The 20,304-nt window shown below is 47.5% G+C and carries 18 protein-coding genes; 12 read left to right on the top strand and 6 right to left on the bottom strand.

Annotation, left to right across the window (positions count from 1 at the left end):
- The first annotated feature begins 41 nt into the window (after positions 1–41).
- The 9 genes from D0S45_11420 to D0S45_11380 all read left to right on the top strand — a co-directional run bounded on the left by D0S45_11420 (position 42) and on the right by D0S45_11380 (position 9,407).
- Positions 42–1,181: an alanine--glyoxylate aminotransferase family protein gene (locus tag D0S45_11420; GenBank protein TIH15273.1), complete on the top strand. Its 1,140-nt coding sequence runs from the start codon at positions 42–44 to the stop codon at positions 1,179–1,181.
- 195 nt (positions 1,182–1,376) lie between these two features.
- Positions 1,377–1,835 (top strand): hypothetical protein, encoded by a 459-nt coding sequence (locus tag D0S45_11415; GenBank protein ID TIH15272.1) that lies wholly within the window; start codon positions 1,377–1,379, stop codon positions 1,833–1,835.
- Positions 1,836–2,197: 362 nt separating this feature from the next.
- A complete protein-coding gene (locus D0S45_11410; protein ID TIH15271.1) occupies positions 2,198–2,791 on the top strand; it encodes a TetR/AcrR family transcriptional regulator in 594 nt (197 codons plus the stop codon).
- A gap of 13 nt (positions 2,792–2,804) precedes the next feature.
- Positions 2,805–4,940 carry a SulP family inorganic anion transporter gene (locus D0S45_11405; GenBank protein TIH15270.1) on the top strand — a complete coding sequence of 712 codons (2,136 nt, stop codon included), beginning with the start codon at positions 2,805–2,807 and terminating at the stop codon, positions 4,938–4,940.
- 12 nt (positions 4,941–4,952) lie between these two features.
- On the top strand, positions 4,953–6,167 hold the full coding sequence (locus D0S45_11400; GenBank protein TIH15269.1) for a response regulator: 1,215 nt from the start codon (positions 4,953–4,955) through the stop codon (positions 6,165–6,167).
- A 24-nt stretch (positions 6,168–6,191) separates the two neighbouring features.
- A complete protein-coding gene (locus tag D0S45_11395) occupies positions 6,192–7,928 on the top strand; it encodes a sensor histidine kinase (GenBank protein ID TIH15268.1) in 1,737 nt (578 codons plus the stop codon).
- A 3-nt stretch (positions 7,929–7,931) separates the two neighbouring features.
- Positions 7,932–8,288, top strand: a complete 357-nt coding sequence (locus D0S45_11390; protein TIH15267.1) for a response regulator — start codon at positions 7,932–7,934, stop codon at positions 8,286–8,288.
- Between the two features lie 21 nt (positions 8,289–8,309).
- On the top strand, positions 8,310–8,942 hold the full coding sequence (locus D0S45_11385; GenBank protein ID TIH15266.1) for a sensor histidine kinase: 633 nt from the start codon (positions 8,310–8,312) through the stop codon (positions 8,940–8,942).
- 36 nt (positions 8,943–8,978) lie between these two features.
- A complete protein-coding gene (locus tag D0S45_11380; protein TIH15265.1) occupies positions 8,979–9,407 on the top strand; it encodes a response regulator in 429 nt (142 codons plus the stop codon).
- A gap of 149 nt (positions 9,408–9,556) precedes the next feature.
- Here D0S45_11380 and hypF read toward each other — a convergent pair whose 3' ends face one another.
- The 4 genes from hypF to D0S45_11360 form a co-directional block, all read right to left on the bottom strand.
- The gene (gene hypF / locus D0S45_11375) at positions 9,557–11,899 is read right to left on the bottom strand and encodes a carbamoyltransferase HypF (protein ID TIH15264.1); all 2,343 of its coding nucleotides are present in this window, start codon (positions 11,897–11,899) and stop codon (positions 9,557–9,559) included.
- 112 nt (positions 11,900–12,011) lie between these two features.
- A complete protein-coding gene (locus D0S45_11370) occupies positions 12,012–12,947 on the bottom strand; it encodes a DUF362 domain-containing protein (GenBank protein TIH15263.1) in 936 nt (311 codons plus the stop codon).
- Positions 12,937–14,244 carry a hypothetical protein gene (locus tag D0S45_11365; GenBank protein ID TIH15262.1) on the bottom strand — a complete coding sequence of 436 codons (1,308 nt, stop codon included), beginning with the start codon at positions 14,242–14,244 and terminating at the stop codon, positions 12,937–12,939. The genes D0S45_11370 and D0S45_11365 overlap by 11 nt, the downstream gene beginning before the upstream one ends.
- On the bottom strand, positions 14,241–15,707 hold the full coding sequence (locus D0S45_11360) for a sulfite exporter TauE/SafE family protein (GenBank protein ID TIH15261.1): 1,467 nt from the start codon (positions 15,705–15,707) through the stop codon (positions 14,241–14,243). The genes D0S45_11365 and D0S45_11360 overlap by 4 nt, the downstream gene beginning before the upstream one ends.
- Positions 15,708–15,909: 202 nt before the next feature.
- Between D0S45_11360 and D0S45_11355 the strand changes: the two genes are divergently transcribed.
- Complete coding sequence (locus D0S45_11355; protein ID TIH15260.1) at positions 15,910–17,394, top strand: ATP-binding cassette domain-containing protein; 1,485 nt, start codon at positions 15,910–15,912, stop codon at positions 17,392–17,394.
- Between the two features lie 62 nt (positions 17,395–17,456).
- On the opposite strand, the gene D0S45_11350 is transcribed toward D0S45_11355, so the two are convergent.
- Together D0S45_11350 and cysQ are read right to left on the bottom strand one after the other, a co-directional pair.
- Positions 17,457–17,720, bottom strand: a complete 264-nt coding sequence (locus D0S45_11350; GenBank protein ID TIH15259.1) for a hypothetical protein — start codon at positions 17,718–17,720, stop codon at positions 17,457–17,459.
- 13 nt (positions 17,721–17,733) lie between these two features.
- Positions 17,734–18,489 (bottom strand): 3'(2'),5'-bisphosphate nucleotidase, encoded by a 756-nt coding sequence (gene cysQ, locus D0S45_11345; GenBank protein ID TIH15258.1) that lies wholly within the window; start codon positions 18,487–18,489, stop codon positions 17,734–17,736.
- A gap of 114 nt (positions 18,490–18,603) precedes the next feature.
- Here cysQ and D0S45_11340 point away from each other — a divergent pair, with 114 nt between their 5' ends.
- Complete coding sequence (locus D0S45_11340) at positions 18,604–19,446, top strand: thiamine biosynthesis protein ThiF (protein TIH15257.1); 843 nt, start codon at positions 18,604–18,606, stop codon at positions 19,444–19,446.
- Between the two features lie 521 nt (positions 19,447–19,967).
- Positions 19,968–20,198, top strand: coding sequence for a hypothetical protein (locus D0S45_11335; GenBank protein TIH15256.1), 231 nt, complete (start codon positions 19,968–19,970; stop codon positions 20,196–20,198).
- The last annotated feature ends 106 nt before the right edge of the window (positions 20,199–20,304 follow it).

The raw sequence follows: 20,304 nt of genomic DNA, 5'->3' as shown, positions 1-20,304 counted from the left end.
ATATCAAAATTTAATAAATTTGGAAAAGAGAGGGTCTAATAATGATCGGTGACGATTTTGCAGAACTCCAACTTTTTATAACCGGCCCCATCCTCTTGCGTGAGGAAGTGCGCAAAGCCGGGCTTCTTCCTGAATTCGGGCACCGGGATGCTGAGAATCCCAAGCGTTTCGAACCAATCATGCGCAATCTCAAGACCATTGCCGGAAATCCTGAAAGATATACTCCTGTCATATTCAACGGTTCCGGTACAAATGTGCTTGAAGCCTCAATCCGTTCATTGGTTGCGGATTCCGATAAGGTGCTCAATGTCTCCGTGGGCGCGTTCGGTGATCTGTATCATAAATTGGCTGTTGTAAATGGCAAGAACGCGGTGCAGCTCAAATTTCCTTATGGTAGGGCTATTGATCTGGAAACACTGGAAGAGGCTCTCAAGGAGCACAAGCCCGATCTGGTTACTTTTACCCACAACGAGACATCTACCGGAGTGATTCACGATGTGGTTGCGGTTTGCGAAATGATCCGTGCCCACGGGGCAGCGCCGATCATAGATGCTGTTTCAATTTTTGGCGGTGCGCCTACCTTAATAGATGAGTGCAAGCCGCTCATGTATTGCACTTCTACTCAGAAGTCTCTGGGACTGCCTGCTGGATTCGGTATTGGTTTTGTTTGCGAAGAAGCCTTGGAAAAGGCTGAGTCCGTTACAAACCGGGGTTACACCACTGACATCATAGCCCAGATGGGTAAGGCTAAGCTTAACCAGACTCTGACCACGCCCAACGGCACCCTCGCCAACCAGATGTGCGTGCAGCTTGACTATATAGTTAATGAAGAGAGTGTGGAAGGGCGTTTCAAACGTCATGAAGATATGCGGGCCATTGCCCATAAATGGGCTGAGACTATAGATGGCTACGAACTCTTTGCGCAGGAAGGGCATCGCTCCCCCAGTCTGACCACTTTCAAGACTCCGGCGCATATGACTATCGAGAAGCTTAAGGAAGTTAAGGAACTCATGCGCGGGCACGGCTACCTTTTTGATCCCGGCTACGGAAAGATCAACAAAGAGCTGGCCGAACAGGACGAATCCCCCATCTTCCGAGTGGGTCACATGGCTGACATCCAGCCGGAGATGCTTGAGGAGTACCTTGAGGTTCTTGGTGGGGTGTTGAAAGGATTTAAGTAAGCTGAATTAAGTTTTAATAGTTTTTGTAAACCCTGATCTGCGTGAGTGGATCAGGGTTTCTTGTTTTCAATAAAACTCGGAACTGTAAAGAGAATAACATCTTTCATGTTATGTCTAAAGTCTTTCTAGATGTGGTCGATTCCTTTGTAACTGAGTTTAGTATTGATGTAATAAACTTTTACAATGGAGTTGAGAATGAAGAGTTTTCGAGTAGTTTTGTTGGCTTGTGTAATCGCTATGCTGAGTTGTTCTGCCGCCTTTGCCGGGAGTGGGAAGGCAATTATGCCTCATTGGTTGGCTCAGCATAATGGTGGCAGTAACATCCAGTCGTCAATAATATTCATAAGCAACATCACTCAGCATGATTTGACTGTAAAAATTACAATTTACAAAAAAGATGGTTCAATTAAGACCCAAGGTAATGCATTTACTAATTTCAAAAATAATAACACTGAGATTGGAGCTGGGAAAACAGGAGTGCTTGATATCAAGTGGGAAAATATATCCAATACATCTGATTATGGATATGCTGTAATAGAGTGGGAAAACAAAAATTACGACGATGATGTAGTTGGTCTTGTTGCTTGGGGCAGATGGGCAGAAACCGGGCCTAGAGGTTATGCTATTGAGATTAACAACGGACAGCCCTTCTAGTTTGAATTTTGAATATCGCGTAGGCAGCCCGGTCCCGCATAAGCGGGGCCGGGTTTTTCTTTTCAGAGTCAAAATATGAAAGTTTTTTTGTGGTCACCACTCAGTTTTTCTTGCAAAAACAAAAAAAATTTGCCAATTAAAACCGAGCAGTGGCTCAGTTTTTAGGTTAAAAATGAGATATGTGAAAAAAATATCATGCCTGTTTTTGTCTGTTTCTGAACGATAAATATCTATATCTCAAGTAGTTAGGTTGTTATTTAGGTCATATTTGTGAAAAAAAGGACGGGTTGACATTGAACCCCAATTCAGATTATTTTTTATTCCGACTGAGTGCTCAGTCGGTTTTTTAGAAAGGAGAACAAATGACCAAGATGTCCAAAAAGAAGGCGGCAATTCTGGAGGCTGCCACCATCCTTTTCGCTAATAAGGGATTTGCCGACACTTCCATGCAGGAATTGTCCAAGATGACCGGAGCGGCGGAAGGAACCATCTTCTATCACTTCAAGAATAAGGAACATCTCCTGTTAACGATCCTTGAGGCAACAAGGGGTCGTATTCTGGAAGAGTTCGAGGCTCACATGGATCACCATCAGCCTGGGACCGGTATTGAAGAGATGGAAGAGGTGGTTGCGTTTTACCTTCTTCTGGCCGGACGTATGGAATATCAATTTCTTCTTTTGCACCGACATTTCCTTTATCAGTTCGCCGAAAGCCGACCTGAATTCCGGGAAAACCTCGAAGCCATCTATAACTGCCTGGTCATACTTTTTGAGCAGGCTATCCAGAAGGGGTTGGATGATGGCTCCATCGGCGAGGTCAACCCCCGGAAGAGCGCACTCATCATTTTTACGATGGTCGATGGTTTAGTGAGATTCAAGAACTTTAATCTCTACGACGCGGGTGCTCTTTTCAACGATCTGATCGAGTCCATCCGCAGGATGTTGAAACCTAACTAGGGGTGTTTATCTCATGCTTACTCGAATTTTTCCTTTTCTGGGCTGGTTCAAAAAGTACAGCGGAGTTGCTTTCAGGGCGGATATAATTTCCGGTCTGACCGTTGCTCTGGTGCTTATTCCCCAGTCCATGGCGTATGCGCAGCTGGCGGGCATGCCTGCTTACTACGGTCTTTACGCCTCATTGCTTCCACCTATGGTGGCAGCCCTGTTCGGCTCCAGCCGTCAGCTCGCTACCGGCCCTGTTGCTGTTGTATCACTTATGACCGCAGCTTCCCTTGAACCTCTGGCAACCGCAGGCAGTGAAGGTTATATCGCTTACGCATTGTTGCTGGCTTTGCTGGTCGGTATTTTTCAATTTCTGCTCGGCGTACTTCGCCTTGGTCTGGTTGTTAACTTCCTTTCTCATCCGGTTGTTAACGGCTTTACCAACGCAGCGGCTATCATTATTGCCTCGTCCCAGCTTTCAAAGATGTTCGGTGTCTACGTAGACAAAGCCGAGCTGCACTTTGAAACCATCGTGAGGGTTATCAAGGGTGCCATTCATTACACCCACCTACCTACGTTGGGGATGGGGGTCCTTGCTTTTGCTATCATGGTCGGGCTTAAGAGGTTTAACCCGAAGATTCCCAATGTACTCTGTGCGGTTGTTATTACCACACTGCTTTCATGGTCTACCGGTTTTAACCATGATACCAATGTCAATATCGCTGCTATTCAGGATCAGGAAGTGCAGACTCTTATCGCTGATTTTAACAAATCCGTAACCGGAATTGAAAATTTGGCGATCAAGCGTACCGAAATCGCGGCTCTTGAAGATCAGGCCAAGGCTGATAAAAATCAGATCGGCTACTATGACGCCGAGCATGATATTGCTGTGGTCAACTATCAGGTCAAGCTGCTCAAGCATAAATCCCATGAACTGCGTGCGGAACTGCGTAACCTTCTTCTTGACGGAGTGGAGCAGGCTGACGGTTCCATGGCTTTCTATGTACAGGGTAAAGCTCCCGAAGGTCTGACCACTGACGGTCGTAGCTGGCGTGTAAAAGTGGGCAACAAAGTGCTTGATACTGCTTCTCTGAGGATGATGGGCGGTGGTGCGGTTGTTGGAAACATTCCTTCCGGCTTCCCCGCAATTGCTGTTCCTTCTCTCGACTTGAAAGTAATCCTCAAGTTACTGCCTTTCGCAGTTATCATTTCCCTGCTTGGTTTTATGGAAGCTATCTCCATTGCAAAGGCTATGGCTGCAAAGACTGGCCAGAGACTTGATCCCAACCAGGAACTTATCGGTCAGGGTCTTGCGAACATGCTTGGTGCTTGCGGTTCAGCTTATCCTGCTTCGGGGTCATTCTCCCGTTCCGCAGTTAACTTGCAGGCGGGTGCTGTAACAGGTCTTTCAAGTGTATTTACTTCCGTCATCGTGGCCGTCACGTTGCTGTTTTTCACCCCGCTTCTTTATCATTTGCCGCAGGCTGTTCTGGCTGCTGTTATTATGATGGCTGTTATCGGGCTGATCAACGCTTCCGGTTTCATCCATGCATGGAAGGCCCAGAAATATGACGGAGCTATCTCAATTATCTCATTTATTGCAACTCTGGCCTTTGCACCGCACCTTGATAAGGGTATTATGATTGGTGTGGCACTTTCGCTCGGCGTATTCCTCTACAAGAGCATGCGTCCCCGTGTTGCAGCCCTGTCCAAGGGTGAGGATGAAGTCCTTCGTGACGCCAGCATCCATGGCCTGCGCGAATGCGACCACATCGCGGTCGTTCGTTTTGACGGTCCTCTGTTCTTCGCTAACGCAAGTTTCCTCGAAGATCAGATCACTGACCGCACCATGGACATGCCCAATTTGAAACACATAATTCTGGTCTGCAACGGTATTAACGACATTGACGCATCCGGCGAGGAAGCACTTTCTCTGATCGTTGACACTGTAAGAAGCGGTGGCCGCGATATCTCACTTTCCGGTGTGAACGAGGCGGTTATGGCAGTGCTTGAACGCACCCATCTGCTTGAAAAGATCGGTCGCGATCATGTTTATGCCGATACTGAGGACGCTCTCTGCAAGACTCACGCTCTGGCCCACAAAGATGGCTCCGAGCCTGATTGCCCGCTCACAACTCACTGCCGTCTCAGCGGTAACGCTTAGTGGAGGTTTTTAATGTCTGATCTGTTTCTCTTCAGCGGTCTTTTCTGTCAGGCGGATGCTATTGTTAAGCGTCTGATGGACGACACCGATTTCAAACTGGTCACTGATGAAGACCTTGTGGCTGAAGCTGCTGTTCTCGGCGGAATGAGCGAGAACGCTGTAGCCAAGGCTTTTTCTCCCAAGACTTCCATATTCAACAAGTTCAGCCATGAAAAGGAACGTGCTGTTTCCTGGCTCAGGCTGGCTCTTGCTAATAAACTTGCCGAAGGGCAGGCTCTGCTGGTTTCCGGCATGGTCACTCAGCTCCTTTCGCAGGAAATCAGTCATGTGCTTAAGGTCTGCATTATCGATGACCTTCAGAAACGTCTGGAAACTGCACTTAATGAGTCCGGTCTTTCCGAAGGCGAAGCTGAAAAGGAAATCCAGCAGAGCGATGAAGAAAGTACCGTATGGGTTCGCGAAGTAGCCGGGGAGAATGATCCCTGGGCTCCTGCCCTTTACGATATGGTCATTCCCGCAGACAAGACCGGCGTTGATGAATCTGTTGCCTTGATCAAAGAGCAGCTGATGAATTCGGCTGTTGAAGTCACTGAGCAGTCCAAGCAGGCTGTGCAGGACTTTCTGCTTGCCGCCAAGGTTGAGACCGCTCTAGTCGGCAAGGGGCACAACGTTGTTGTCCGTGCTGAAAAAGGCAAGGTAACTCTCGCCATCAATAAAAAAGTGCTCATGGTTGAGCGTCTTGAAAAGGATCTGCGCGAAATCGCTGAGCCTCTTGATGGTGTAAAGAGTGTGGATGTGACCTTTGGTAAGGAATTTTATGAGGCTGATATTTATCGCCGCATGGATTTCGAGCTTCCGTCTCGCGTGCTGCTGGTTGACGATGAGCGTGAATTTGTAAAGACCCTTTCCGAACGTCTGCTGCTGCGTGATCTCGGTTCCGCAGTGGTTTACGATGGTGAATCCGCACTTAATGTGGTTCAGGACGATGAGCCTGAAGTAATGATCCTTGACCTCAAGATGCCCGGCATCGACGGTATCGAGGTTCTGCGCCGGGTTAAGTCTGACCGTCCGGGTATTGAAGTGATCATCCTTACCGGCCACGGTTCTGACGATGACCGCAAGACCTGCATGGATCTGGGCGCGTTCGCATATCTGAACAAGCCAGTGGATATCGATGTACTCAGCAAGACTCTCAAGGAAGCTTACGCCAAGGTGCGTAACTCTTAATTAATAAACTCTCCGGGGCAGGTCATGAACATTAAGGGAATATTTAAGCCGGAATTCTGGGATGCGGACGCAAAGTCCGCCGGACCTTACAAGCAGTTGTTTGACTACAAGCGTATCTGGCAGCTTTGTATCGGAATCCTTGTTGCGGTATCCCTTGTTCCCATTTTGATCATGGCCTCCATTGACTTCAGTGTAACCCGGGGAGCGATCATATCTGAGAATACCCTAGAGGCGGCAAGGACTACGTCCAATACCCGCCGTTCGGTTTCCTACTTTCTGGAGGAGCGGAAATCAGCATTACAGCTGCTGGTTGAACTGCATGATTTCCGCTCCTTCCATGATCGGGAAAAGCTGTCTCAGATGTTGAAGTCTCTTAAAAACAGTTTTGGCGGTTTCGTTGACCTCGGCGTAATCAACAGTAAAGGCAAGCAGGTTGCTTATGTTGGTCCTTACAAGCTTGAAGGGCGCGAATATGCCGGGCAGGACTGGTTTAAGCAGACGGTTGAGCAGGGTATTTACATCAGCGAGGTATTTCTCGGGTTCCGTGACAGCCCGCATATTGTCATCGCCGTAAAGCATATGCTGGACGAGACAAATAATCATTTCAAGATTCTGCGCGCTACGCTGGATACCCGACAGTTTAACGGAATACTTTCCTCGCTGGATCTTTCTGCCGGAGAAGATGTCTTTCTGGTTAACCGGGAAGGAGTGTTGCAAACTCCATCTAAATGGAACGGTGAAATTTTTTCAAAGGTGGGTTTTGAACTCCCTGAAAAATCATTCCGTACCAAAGTTGAAGAAATTTCTTATCGCAAGGGCGATCTGGCCATGGTCGGTTATGCCTATCTGAAGAACACTCCCTTTGTGCTCCTCTATGTAAAGACTGAAGAGGAATTCATGGGCGGCTGGCAGAGCTCTCGCGATACAGTGACCTGGTTCACCGTAGTTAGTATTGCGGTCATTATCTTGGTTATGTGGGCGGTGGCGTCCTATCTGGTTGACCGTATTTACATGGCGGATATGACCCGCTCCAAAGCCTTGCAGCAGATGGAACATCATAACCGCATGGCTTCCATCGGACGGCTGGCTGCCGGGGTGGCCCATGAGATTAATAATCCGCTGGCTATCATTAATGAAAAGGCCGGGTTGCTTAAGGACCTGTTCACATTCAGCAAGGCTTATGAGGCTGATGATCGGCTGCTCGGCCTTGTGGATTCTGTGATCGGTTCTGTGGAACGGTGTGGGCGCATCACCAAGCGGTTGCTTGGATTCTCCCGCCAGACCGATATGGAACTCCGCCCGGTCTATCCGCGCAAGGTGATTGATACCGTGCTTAGTTTTCTGGACAAGGAAGCAGAGTACAGATGTATTGATATCGACGTAGAGGTGGACGAAGGTATTTATGAAGTGGTAACTGACCGCGGCAAGCTGGAGCAGGTTCTGCTGAACCTGATAAATAATGCCTTTCAAGCCATGAAAGACGGGGGAGCCCTGCTGGTCAGGGTAGAGCGTGGAGACAGGCAGGTACTATTTTCAGTTAAGGATAACGGGTGCGGTATTCCCGAATCAGACCTGAAAAGAATTTTTGAACCGTTTTATTCAACAAAGAAGCAATCAGGCGGAACCGGGCTGGGATTGTCCATCACTTACGGTCTGGTACAGGACCTTGGTGGGGATATGAAAGTGCAGAGCCAATTGGGGAAAGGAACTGAGTTCAGTTTTTCACTGCCTGTTGTTCCCAATATGAACGGGGAGAGTTAGTCGATGAAGATTTTACTGGTGGACGATGAATCCGAACTGGTTTCGGCTCTTGCGGAAAGGCTTTCTTTTCGAGGGTTTGATGCCGACTGGGTTTGTTCCGGAGCGGATGCAATCGATAAGGTCAAAGAGAATGAGTACGACCTTGCGGTTCTGGACGTGAAAATGCCGCGCATGAGCGGACTGGAATTGCGGGCAGAGCTGAATAAGATTCGTTCAGGCATGAAATATATTTTCCTTTCCGGCCACGGTTCGGAAGATGATTACAAGGCGGGAGCAGCAGAAGCGGAGTGCTATCTGGTCAAGCCCGTTAAGATTGAAGAGCTGGTAGAGAAAATTAATCTGGCTCTTGAATCTGAATAAACATCCATAAAGGAGTATCGCATGGGAGCATCAGCACCGCAGAAAGATCGTGACGGACTCTGCTTTTTCGGGCAGATAAGCGCGGCCATTTCCCATGATCTTAAAAATGTCTTGGCAATCATCAATGAAGATGCCGGCTTATTGCAGGATTTTTCACTCATGGCTGCACAGGGCATGGAACTTGACCCACCGCGTCTGGTAAAACTGGCGGAAAAAATTCAGGGTCAGGTTAAGAGAGGGGATGGAATCATTAAAAACATGAACCGTTTTGCCCACAGTGTGGACCTTCCGGTATGCGATGTTAATTTCCGCGAACTCACAGGTTTGGTAATTTCCCTGCTGACCCGCATAGCCTCGCGCAAGTGTGTCACGGTAACCCTTAAGGAAGGCGAACAGGTCAACGGAAAGGGCGACCCATTCACCATCCAGATGCTCATTGCTAAAGCTCTTGAGTATTCCATGGATAGTGCAGGCAGGGATGGAGAACTCGACATCGAGCTCAGCTCCGCAGATGGCGTCAACGTACTGACTATTTCAGGATTGAGTGAAGCAATACCTGAAGAACAGCTGGCCGAGCTTGAATCAATTTCCGTAAAAGCGGGCGGCAAACCCGCATATGTCCCACAGGACAATATATTAATTTTTAAATTTTAATTACTTTAAACTGCATCATGCAGGTGGAGAAAAAAGATGGCAGAAAAAGTACTTCTGATTGATGACGAAAAAGAATTTGTTGAAGGTCTGGCTGAACGTATGGAACTGCGTGGTATGAACGTAACAGCATGCACCAATCCGCAGGAAGCCCTCGACAAAGTTGATGCTGAATCTTTTGACGCAATCGTGCTTGACCTTCAGATGCCCGGTATTGACGGCATTGAGGCTCTTAAGCACATCAAAAAGACAAGACCTGAAATGCAGGTAATCCTGCTCAGCGGTCATGCTACCGTTGAAAAGGGTATTGAGGCCATGAAGCTCGGCGCAATGGATTTCGTTGAAAAACCAGCCGATATCAACGTGCTTACCGACAAGATTAAAAAAGCACAGGCCAAGAAAATGATCATCGTTGAAGAAAAGACCGGTGAAAAAGTTAAGGATATTCTGAGCCACAAGGGCTGGTAGGAATTCCTGATTAAAGTTTACAGCAAAAAGCCTCCATCAGTTTTGATGGAGGCTTTTTGCTTTTGTTAAATCAGGTGGTTTAGCTGACTATTGTAATGCAATTATTGAAGTGCAATAGTTTTTGCTACTCAAAGACAATAGTTCTGTGTTTACCTACTCTTAAGTAGTAATTGTCCATAAACAGCCTGCCCAAGTGATATGCAACCGTCGTTGGGTGGCAGATAGCGGTGAACCAGCGGAGTCAGGCCGTGCTTTTTAAGTTCTACGGGTAGTTCTACTGCGATGGTCAGATTCTGCATGACTCCGCCGCTGAGGCCCACGGTTTTGATTCCGGTTTGATCGGCAATTAGTTCTGCGCAATCAGCAAGCCCTAAGATCAGTCCGCGATGGAAACGGCGGCTGATGATGGCTGGAGATATATCATTTTGGAAATCTTCGAAGGCCTGCCTGAAAAGTTCACCCGTGTGGATTTTGTACGGCTCCGCTGATTGCTCAAGAGGGCAGTCGTATGCGCCTTGCTCATCCATATTCTGAACTTTCTCGAGGATAATGGCTGCCTGTCCTTCATAGGATATTACCGAGCATAGTCCGAGCATGGCCGAGACCGCGTCAAAAAGACGTCCGCAACTGCTGGTGGTCGGGCAGTTAATGTTTTTTTCAAGGACCTGATCAAACATTTTCAGGCCGCCACAAAATTTGTCCGGCACGGGAATTAAATCCGCATCAAGGCCGAGGTCCTTGGCTGCTGCTCGGGCTATGCGCCACGGTTCGCGTACAGCTGCTTCACCGCCGGGGAGGCGCAAATGGGTGAAACGGGCCAGCCTTTTGTGTTCCAGTTTTTCATTATCTACCAGCAAACATTCGCCGCCCCAGATGGTGCGGTCTTCACCCAGTCCGGTCCCGTCAAGAGCAAGACCCAGCGCGGGACCTTGATGTTTGTTTTCGGCAAGTACGGCGTGGATGTGGGCATAGTGGTGTTGCAGCGCGGTTGTCTCGATACCTTCAGCCAGTGAAATTTCTTCGGCCAGTCCGGTGGTCAGGTAATCAGGGTGCAGGTCGTGGACAACAAGCTCTGGTTTGACCTTGAGGATGGATTGCAAATGGAGTCGGATTTCCTTCCAAAAATTGGCAGTCTCAAGATTTTGCATGTCCCCGATATGCTGGCTGCTGAAAGCTTGGTCGCCTTTAGTCAGGCAGAGGGTGTTTTTCAGCTCCGGTCCGGTACCCAGCACACAAGGGCCGTCCTGCGCAAGGAAAACCGGAGAAGGGGTGAACCCTCTAGCTCGGCGCATGAAGACCGTGCGTGATTCAGTTTTACCATTAAATTCAGGCACGGAACGGGCCACTGAATCATCAACCCGGATGAGAATGTCCCGGTTGTGGAAAAGGAAAACATCCACAATATGCGGCAGCCGTTTCAGGGCCTCGCGGTTGCCGATGCAGATAGGCGCGGAGCTCATGTTACCGGAAGTCATGACCAGTGCTGAGGGCTCGTCCGATTCATTCAGCGCGGAAAAGTACTTAAGCATAACCTGATGCAGCGGAGTGTAAGGCACCATAAGTCCAATGAAATCCGTATCCGGGGCAATCTCCGGAGCAAGGGAATAATCCTTACCTTTGGGGGCCAGCACGATGGGCCGCTGCAAGCCTTCCAGCAATTCAATGTCGTTAGTGGTGAGACTCGCAAGTTTACGCGCTTCATCCACATCACGAATCATGACCGCCAGTGGTTTGTCTGGGCGGTTTTTGCGTTCACGCAGAGTGCGTACGGCCTCTTCATTTGATGCATCGCAGACCAGATGAAATCCGCCTAACCCTTTTACTCCGGCAACCTTTCCTTCTGCCAGCATTTTTGCCAGTTCACGCAGGGCTGTTTTCGGTCCTGCAATCTCGCTACCTTCATTATCGGTCAGCCAGACCTTGGGACCGCACTCGGCGCAAGCATTGGGCTGGGCATGAAAACGGCGGTCCAGCGGATCTTCATATTCTTTCCGGCAGTCATTACATAAAGGGAAACAGGCCATGGATGTGACCGGGCGGTCATAGGGAATGGATTTGGTGATGGTGTAACGCGGGCCGCAATTTGTACAGTTGGTGAATGGATATTCATAGCGGCGGTTCTGAGGATCATTCATATCCTCGAAACAATCAGGGCAGGTTGCTACGTCAGGGCTGATCAGCACGCAATGTCCTTCCCCGGCGGTGGAAGCCAGAATACAGAATTTTTCTTCGCCCTCAACCATTTCAATATCTTTCTTTTTTTGTGAAACTATGCGCGCTAAGCGGGGTAGATCGTCTTTGAAGGATTGATCGAACCCGTCCAGTGCGTCCTTTGTTCCCTGTAATTCTATAAGTACCCCTTCCGGGCTGTTGAGTACCGTTCCGGATAGCTTGTGCTTGAGGGCGGTTTTGTAAACAAAGGGCCTGAAACCTACTCCCTGTACTTGTCCGGTAACGGTGAGCAGTCTGCGGAAAATATTGTTTGCGGTCATCGTATGAAAATCACTTTGCTAATAATTTGTACAAGCTGTCAGCGCGGGCTGCGAAGCGTAATAAAAGTTTTTGAAGAGTCCAGAGAAACTTTTTCCAAAAGCGCGAAGCGCATCAAAATTTAAATCTGCTGAAAAGGCTTTTAACACGGCCTTTGACAAAGCGGACCGGTTCAAATTCCATGGGATTCAGTTTTTCCGGGAGGATGAAGTCCGTGGTGTCAAAGTCATCCGGCGGTTCGATTACGTATTTGATGTGGTCGGGGTCGTAGCCGAAAATCTGCTGGCGCGAGCTTTCCCGCCAGAGCAATATTCTTTTGGGACTGAGGCCAAGCAGCATATAAATTGCGGTATCAAGGGCAAAGGGGTTGGTGGAACCTGCCAGTAAACTCATAGGGTAAGGTTTACCGCTTATGGGGCCGCTTACATGCATGGGGTAGATGGCGTCCATTAGATTGAAGGCCAGCGGCATGGATTTGACCACTTCGATGATCATTTTTTCCATTAGCCCCGGTGTCTCGCCAAAACGAGTGTGGGCATAAGCCTTGCGGAAACCGACTACCGTGCCGAAAAGGTTTTTTACTGCCCCGGTGACCACGAACTGCCCGTGGGCTTTCAGCTTGGGTACGCTGATGATCATGTCCGATTCAAGAGCGTCGCGGGATATGCCGATTGTTTCTCCAAACGAAAGTTTAAGCGGAGCAGGGCGACCAAGGCTTTTGGGCTTTAGTCCCAGCTCTTTCAGCCCGGCAGTCATACCGATGGCTTTGGAGACTTGCGCTGCACTGCCGTAGCCCGGAGAATCTGCAACCGTGATCTGTGCTCCGCAATCCTTGAGATAACGACACAGGGAGAGGGTCACGTTGGGATGGGTGCAGGCCAGCGGATTTTTGGATGAAACCAGATTGGGCTTGACCAGAACTTTGGTTCCGGGTGCTATCTTTAATTTGCACTCCTCCAAGGTCATGGCTACTGCCGTATCCAGAAACGTTGATTCGTATTCAAGGATACGGAAGAAGGCGACAGGATCTTTGGGGCTTCTATTGCTCATCTGGTTTTATCTCTTTTTTGGCGGCTTGCGGTGTCTGCTCAGATTTCTTTTTTACAGGCTGGGCAGCTGGTTTCTTTTTCATTTTTTTAGCTGCTTCCGGTTTGGGTTTGGGCGCAGCTTTATTTATTCCCTGCTGAGTAGTTACTTTTTTGCCATTGGTTTGTGAAGTGGCCTCTTTTGCTTTTTTACTGCTGGCGGATTTTTTAACAGGTTTGCCATTAGCGTCTTTTTTGACCGGACGTTTCTTTTTTTGATCGGGCTGAGCATTCGTATTTTTAACTGAGGCTGTTGCATCTTTTTTTGCTGCTGGTTCCTGTGCTTCTCCTTCTGGGGTGGGAGCTTTCTTTTTGCGTGGCTGGGGACCATCCTCAGGAGCTGCTTTTTTCTTTTTAACTACTTTTTTCTTGGGCGTATCAGGATCGTCCGGTTTTGCTTTGGGCTTAGCTTTTTTCTTCAGCCCGTCCTTGTTGGTTCTGGTGCTTTTTATCTTTTTACCTTGTTCTCCCTTTTTCTTTTTCAGTGCCTTGGCTTTAGCAATTCTTTTTTTCTTAGCGGCAATGGCTTTCTTCTGGGCATCAGATAATTCACGGCCCAGCTTGATGCGCACGCTTTTCATGAAGTCGTCCGAAGCCAGAGTGCCGAAGAAAAGGAAGTTGGACATGTCCCAGAGAATAGCAAAAAGAAGTATCCCCAGCGTTCCTAAAGAAAGATAAGTGAATCCCGAAGTCTCGCTGACAGGTAAGGCTGAGCGAAGGTTGTAGGCCGGGATGAGCAGCTTCTCGCGGATCTTTTTGATGAGTTTTTCCTGTGCACCCATTTTTTGTGAACCCACAGCCACAGCCATTTTTTGTAACATCCTGTTAAGATAGTACATGGCTTGAGTTGCAGGCATGGAATATCTGCGCTCTAAGGTCTGAAATCTGTTCATGTAGAGCAGATGGATGTCGTTCATGAAAAATTTTAGGGTGTATCCGAGATCGCCTTGAATGTTGACCTTGCGTCCTTTGGGGGTCACCGTCAGCTTGTTGCGTAAAAACATTAATGTGGCAATGCGGGCTTCGTCATTATTTCGGAAGACCAGCGTGATGTTGATATTTTTGCCGAGGTATTCTTTGTTTTCAGCTTCAATTTTTTGGAAAGGGGGTTTTACGCCTTTGCGCAGGGAATTAAAGGTGGACTCCATTGCTTCAAAGCCGTCATCCCCGTTGAATAAAGGCAGGTGCATTGCTCCTACCATGAGCATGCTGGAGATAAAAAGTATTGCCGCAACGGTGAGGGTTTTAGAGGAGTAGGTCATTTGTCTGCTCCTTTTTCTTCAACCGGTTGCAGTGATTTATATATCCCACAGAGAAAGGCGAAGAGCATCCAGCCCCCGAAAATACCTGCTCCGATGAGCAGGATGTAAGATCCGCTGGAATCAAATGTGGAGACCAGTCCCGGATCAATTGCGGCTCCGGCTTTGCGCAGCAAGGCTGGGATAGCCAGTAGACGGTTGATGATAACTGAGACTACCAGCAGGACAACCAGTCCTTTTACCCGGTAAGGCAGGATGTTTTTTAGGGCTTTGCTGCCCAGATGTAATCCGCTGATGGTACCGAATACCAGCCCGCTGATGCAGTAAATATTGATGAATCCGTTTAAGCCGTATGTGGACATGCTTAAGCCACTTGTAGAAAGGGCCAGTCTTGCCAAATCTGTTCCGGCTACAAGAGCGGCGACACAGCCGAAGCCCTTGGTCATGACCGTAAAAGTAAGGATTACCCCGCCTGATCCGGTCATGGCCATGAAGAAACCGCCGATCATAGTCAGGAAGAAAATTGGCAGGATGGGAATTCTTTCCATTTTGTCCTGATCATTTTCTTTGTCCAGATCAGGTTCTTCCCCATCCCGTTTCATTTCGGCAGGTTCCAGTTCGTCTTCTTCATTTTTGATAGTGGATGGAAATTTAATATACGGCGGCAGCTTCATACTGCGCATGCTGCGGGCAATTTCCCAAGGCTCTTCGTCCGGGTATAGTTCATCCTCAAATTGCGGCTCTGGTTCCGGCTCCGGCTCCGGTTCTTTTTCTTTTTTGGTTTGTTCTTCTGTCCCGGCTTCAGCTTTTGCGCCCGGTTTCTTTTCTTCACTTTTTTCCTGTTTGGCAGGTTCTTCCGGTTGAGTGTTTATTGATTCCTGTTCTTTGTTCTCATCTTGCTCTTTACGTAGCATTTCAAGGGCGTATTTGCTGGCAGCTTCACGAAAATCAGGAATTATTATGAATGAGTATACTATCAGCCAGAGGGCTATTATGGATGAAATGAAGATGTCATGCCCAGCTGGGTCAGCGAGAAAAATTGTTTTACATAGTACATAGCCCGCGAATCCGCCAAGCACTGTCCCTACGGTCATGATTAGTGCCAGTATGTACTTGATGCGCCGATTGATACCCATGCGTATGCTTTGGATGGTGCTGAAAATAAACAGCCTGAATAACTCTGATCCCACAGCGTATATTCCGCTTACCCCAGCAGTCATAAGTGCCGGGACAACCAGCAGACCTCCGCCCGCTCCGATAACCGCACTGAGCATTCCGGTGACCAGCCCGATGGCAGCACATTGGAAAAATCCCGGCCCGCTTGCGTCCGGCAGAATGTAAGGATTGTTGGCTCTTCCTAGGAATTCGGGAATTTTGAAATCCGCAGCATTTAACAGCAGCGGGCAGAACAGGAGAAAGACTGCACTTATAAGTAGAAATATGAGTCGGCCGGAAGGTTTGTTCATGCGGTTCCCTGCCTGTATTGAGTAATATTTTTATTTATATATAAAAACAATCTGGAAATATATCAACCACCTGTCCTTGCTTTCTATTCTTTATTCGGAGGACAACTTGCACTTGCTTTTTTTAAGTAGTAGAAGTTTAGCCCTGATCATAAATATTAGTTTATATTTTAAAAGCTTAAGTATAATGCGAAGCGGGGTTGTCATGAGCGGTAAATTGGTTTCCATGAAGGATCTTTCACTTACACTGGACCGTGGTCCTGTGTTGCAGGATATCGAGTGGGATATCCATTCCGGTGAGCATTGGGCTGTGCTGGGTCCCAATGGGGCAGGGAAAACTACCCTGATGATGATTCTGGCGGGAGAGGTCTGGCCGGACGACGAGACTACTCGTGAATTTGATGTTGAGGGCAAAATGGTCAATAGCCCGTTGGAGCCGCTTGAGCGATACCGCATGATTTCACCTGAGCATCAGGATATTTTTGAAAAATTGGCCTGGGACGTAACCGGGGAAGAGGTGGTCTTAGCTGGAAAGGATAACACTCCGTTCCTGTATCGCCTGGCAGACGATGAGGAGTATGTGCGGGTTCGCGATTTTATGGATTCGCTGGGCATGCTCGATCTTGCTAAACGCAGCATGGTCAAAATGTCTCGTGGGGAGGGACGTAAGATTCTCATCGCCCGCGCCCTGATGGCTGAACCTGAAATCCTCATTCTGGACGAATTTCTTGAAGGTATTGATCAACAATCCCGCGAACAGCTGATTCGGGCCATTGATATTGCCGCTGCCAACGGAACCACCATTGTCTGTTCCGCTCACCGCAAAGAGGAATTGCCTTCCTGCGTGAATAAAACCTTGTATATTCGTGATGGAAAGATCGATCATTGTCAGGACGGACAAGGGCGGGAGGTCTCTTGTGCAGCAGAGCAAAAATTTAAACGGACACTACCGGAAGTGAACAGCATTGAACCGGGCAGGACTCTGTTCAAGCTTTCCGATTCAAGTGTCGTTTTTCTTGGCAAAACTGTGTTGAACAACATCGATTGGGAAATGACCGGTGGTGAGAGTTGGGCTGTGCTCGGACGTAACGGGGCCGGTAAGTCAACTCTTTTGCGTTTGCTCTATGGCGATGCCGCAGCTTATGCTGCTGAAGATGAAATGGAAAGGTTGCCCGAAAAGGCGGATAACTTGCGGACCGCGCGCGGGCGGATGGGTATGGTTTCCGCTTCCATGCAGGCCTCATTTGGTGAAGCTGTCGGTAAACCTATTCCGATTTTTGATCTGGTTATTTCCGGTTTTTTTGCTTCCGCTGGTATTCTGGATGAACTTTCAGATGAAATGCGTGAGAAGACATGGGAGTGGTTACGCTTTTTCGGTATTGAGGATCTGGCAGAGAGACCCATGGAGCAAGTTTCGTACGGCCAATTGCGCAAGGCTTTTATAGCTCGGGCACTTATTTCAGGGCCGGATGTGTTGCTTCTTGATGAACCGCTGGCCGGAGTGGATGAGGAGTCGCGCAGGGAGATTTACCAGTTATTGGAGCTGCTCGCCAAGGCCGGGGTGGCTATGGTTTACGTAACCCATCACCGCGAAGAATTGATCCCGTCCGTATCGCATGTCCTTGAAATTACGGAGGGCAAGGTCTCCTTTCGGGGAACAAAGGAAGATTATTTCAAATTAAGTAACTAAAATTTAAGCCCGTCTTTGAAGAAAGGCGGGCTTAAATTTTATATTAAACAGCTCGGCTGTTCTTATTTTTTAATCCAGCCCTTGCCATTCATACATCTCTGAAAGACTTTAACTTCCTTGGTGTAGAGGTCCTGATCTTGTGTGTAAGTCCTCTGGGGCAGGTCATTGTCCGGAGCTGAATTGGTAGCTTTTTGCGCCCTTGCCCTGCATTCAGTCCGATCTGCCTTGAATCGTTCACTTCTGTTTGCTGACAGGTCTAAACTGGGATTGTGCCATGATGTGCAGCCGGCCAAAAGGAGCAGTCCGGTCAGGATTATATATCTCATGTTTTTTCCTTGGTTAGGCTTTTACAATGAAGCCGGCATTTCTCAGATTTTCTTTGTTGTAGGGAAATTCTTTTCCATCAATTCCGAGCATGGAACCTCCGGCTGCTTCTACAATTGCCTGTCCTGCTGCGGTATCCCATTCCATTGTGGGGTTGAAACGGGGATAAAGGTGCGCCTTTCCTTCTGCAACAAGGCAGAATTTTATGGCACTTCCAGCCGGGGTCATTTTTTCCACTTTTAAATTTCTCAGGTAACTTTCCAGATCAGGAGAGGGGTGTGACCTGCTGCCGACCACGTTCAGTCCCTCATCTTTTGCCGGGGGATTGGTGGAAATGGATACAGGTTCTTCGTTGTTTCTACTGACCTGCGCCCCTGTTTCTCTGCTTCCGGTGTATAGTGTGTCCTGCGTGGGGGCATAGACAACTCCCAGAACCGGACGGTTTTCACGCATCAGGGCTATGCAGACACAAAATTCTCCATTATCCTTAATAAACTCCTTGGTCCCGTCCAAAGGATCTACAAGGAAGAATTCCTGCCATTGTTTTCTTTTTTCAAACGGAATTTTTGTGCCTTCTTCAGATAGAATCGGGATTTCAGGATAAAGGTCGGTCAGATATTTAAATATGACTTTATTTGAAGCAATGTCAGCTTCTGTGACCGGGGATTTGTCATCCTTGTTTACCACGTCGAATCCGTTGCTGCGGACAGACATTATAGCTGCTCCGGCTTCACGGGCAATATGTGATAAATTTTTAATCATTTTTTGCATGGGCTAAGCAGTATCAAAGCTTTAACAATCTGTCATCATTTCAGCTCGGTTGCTTTGATAATTTTGACTTGCCCTGATATGGACGGTATTCTTTGTGTATCTACGGGGGGAATTATGAAGATAGACATTAGGGTTTCTGAGATGCTCAGTGGACAGTTTGAGGAGAAGTGTTATGCGTCCGGTGAAAAGGTTCGGATTACTCCACATGCTGTTGTCCGCGAAATTTCACGTGAATTGGCACTTGATTTGAATTGTGTTGAACGGGCTGTTTTCTCCCATGGAGCAGTTCCAGAACGTTATATCCGTAATTTAAGCTCCTTTTCTGCTGATGAGCAGCGTAGATTGTTTTTTTCAAAAGTAGCCATGGTTGGCATCGGCGGACTTGGTGGGAATCTCCTTGAGTCTCTGGCTCGGGCCGGAGTCGGTCATATTACGGCTTGTGATGGCGATTGTTTTGAGCCTTCCAACCTGAACAGGCAGAGATTTGCGGTCGAGAATTCTTTATACAGCAAAAAGAGTGAAGCTGCATTTGAAATGATAAGGGAAGTGAACCCGGCGGTTTTTCTGGACGTGCGGTCCGATTTTATCGAAGACGATTTTGAGTCCTTTATAAAAGGAGCGGATCTTGTGGCGGATTGTCTGGGAGGGCTCACGTACAGGACAAAGCTCAAGGATGCTGCTGCAAAGCTTGGTATCCCGATGGTCACAGCTTCCGTGGCCGGATGGGCCGGGGTTGTCTCCACTGTTTATCCGGGCAACAATTCACCTGCTGACTTTTTCGGTTCTGACAACGGACTTGAAGAAGAATTAGGAACTCCTGTTCCTGCAATTTTGACTGCTGTTGGGATTCAAAGTGGTGAGATTTTAAAGATACTCAGTGGAAATGATCCTGCGCTGGTCGGGAAAGCCCTTATGTTTGACCTTTCCAAATTATATTTTGATACGGTGTCTATTTAACTGGGGCTTGGATGTGTTGAGTCATAGTCAGTTTTATTTTTAATTTTTGTTCAAAAATATATTATATCGAAAGCCGAGGCATAATAAAATATGCCTCGGCTTTTTGTATGAATGATAGGTCCTCTTTTTTTTAACCACAATAAAAGAGAATTGCATTATGTTATTTTGATATTAGTCAAAGATACAGTGTTTAGGTCCGCGGTTGATCTTGTCTATAAGTAACATTGTTTGCTTGCTTGTGTTTATATTGTTAATCGGTTTTACATTTAATTTAATGCTTTTGGTGGTTTGTTGTTTGGGGTTTGTTTTTATTTATTCTGGTGTTTCTCTTTATTTGTTCAGTTTTGTTTTTATAATTTTATCAGATAAAACTTTTTAAAATATAAAAATGGAATTAGCAATGCAAATAGGCGATTCTATTGGAAAAAAGTCATATTTGTATAGACAAAATGCGACATTGTATATAATTCTTCGTTTGTAGCAGTGGTTCCTGACAATCATTTTGTATCAAAGGAGAATGTATGGATAAGCGTTTTGAGGATGTTGTGGTAGAAATTAACAATGTTTCTGCCGCCCTTGATTTTATAAGTGAGTCTATTGAATGCCTCGCTGCTGAGGGGAAATCTGTCAACGCATGTGGATTGGCATATTTGACTAAGTTGCTGAGGCGTGAGTCTTCTTGTGTTGCTGATTCTTGCTGGGGAGTATGCTCAGATCTTCATTCGGGAAGTTCCGGGATAGAAGATTCTTAATTATGACCTTGTTTATACTACATAATCAGTTTGAGTTGTGGTACGCTTTGAACGAAAATAAAAAATAGCTCCGCTATGGAGTTTTAATGTTTTGCGTTGGCTTGCT

This window comes from Marinifilum sp. JC120 (genome assembly GCA_004923195.1).
Classification (GTDB): Bacteria; Desulfobacterota; Desulfovibrionia; order Desulfovibrionales; family Desulfovibrionaceae; genus Maridesulfovibrio.
This window is presented reverse-complemented; position numbering and strand designations above follow the sequence as displayed.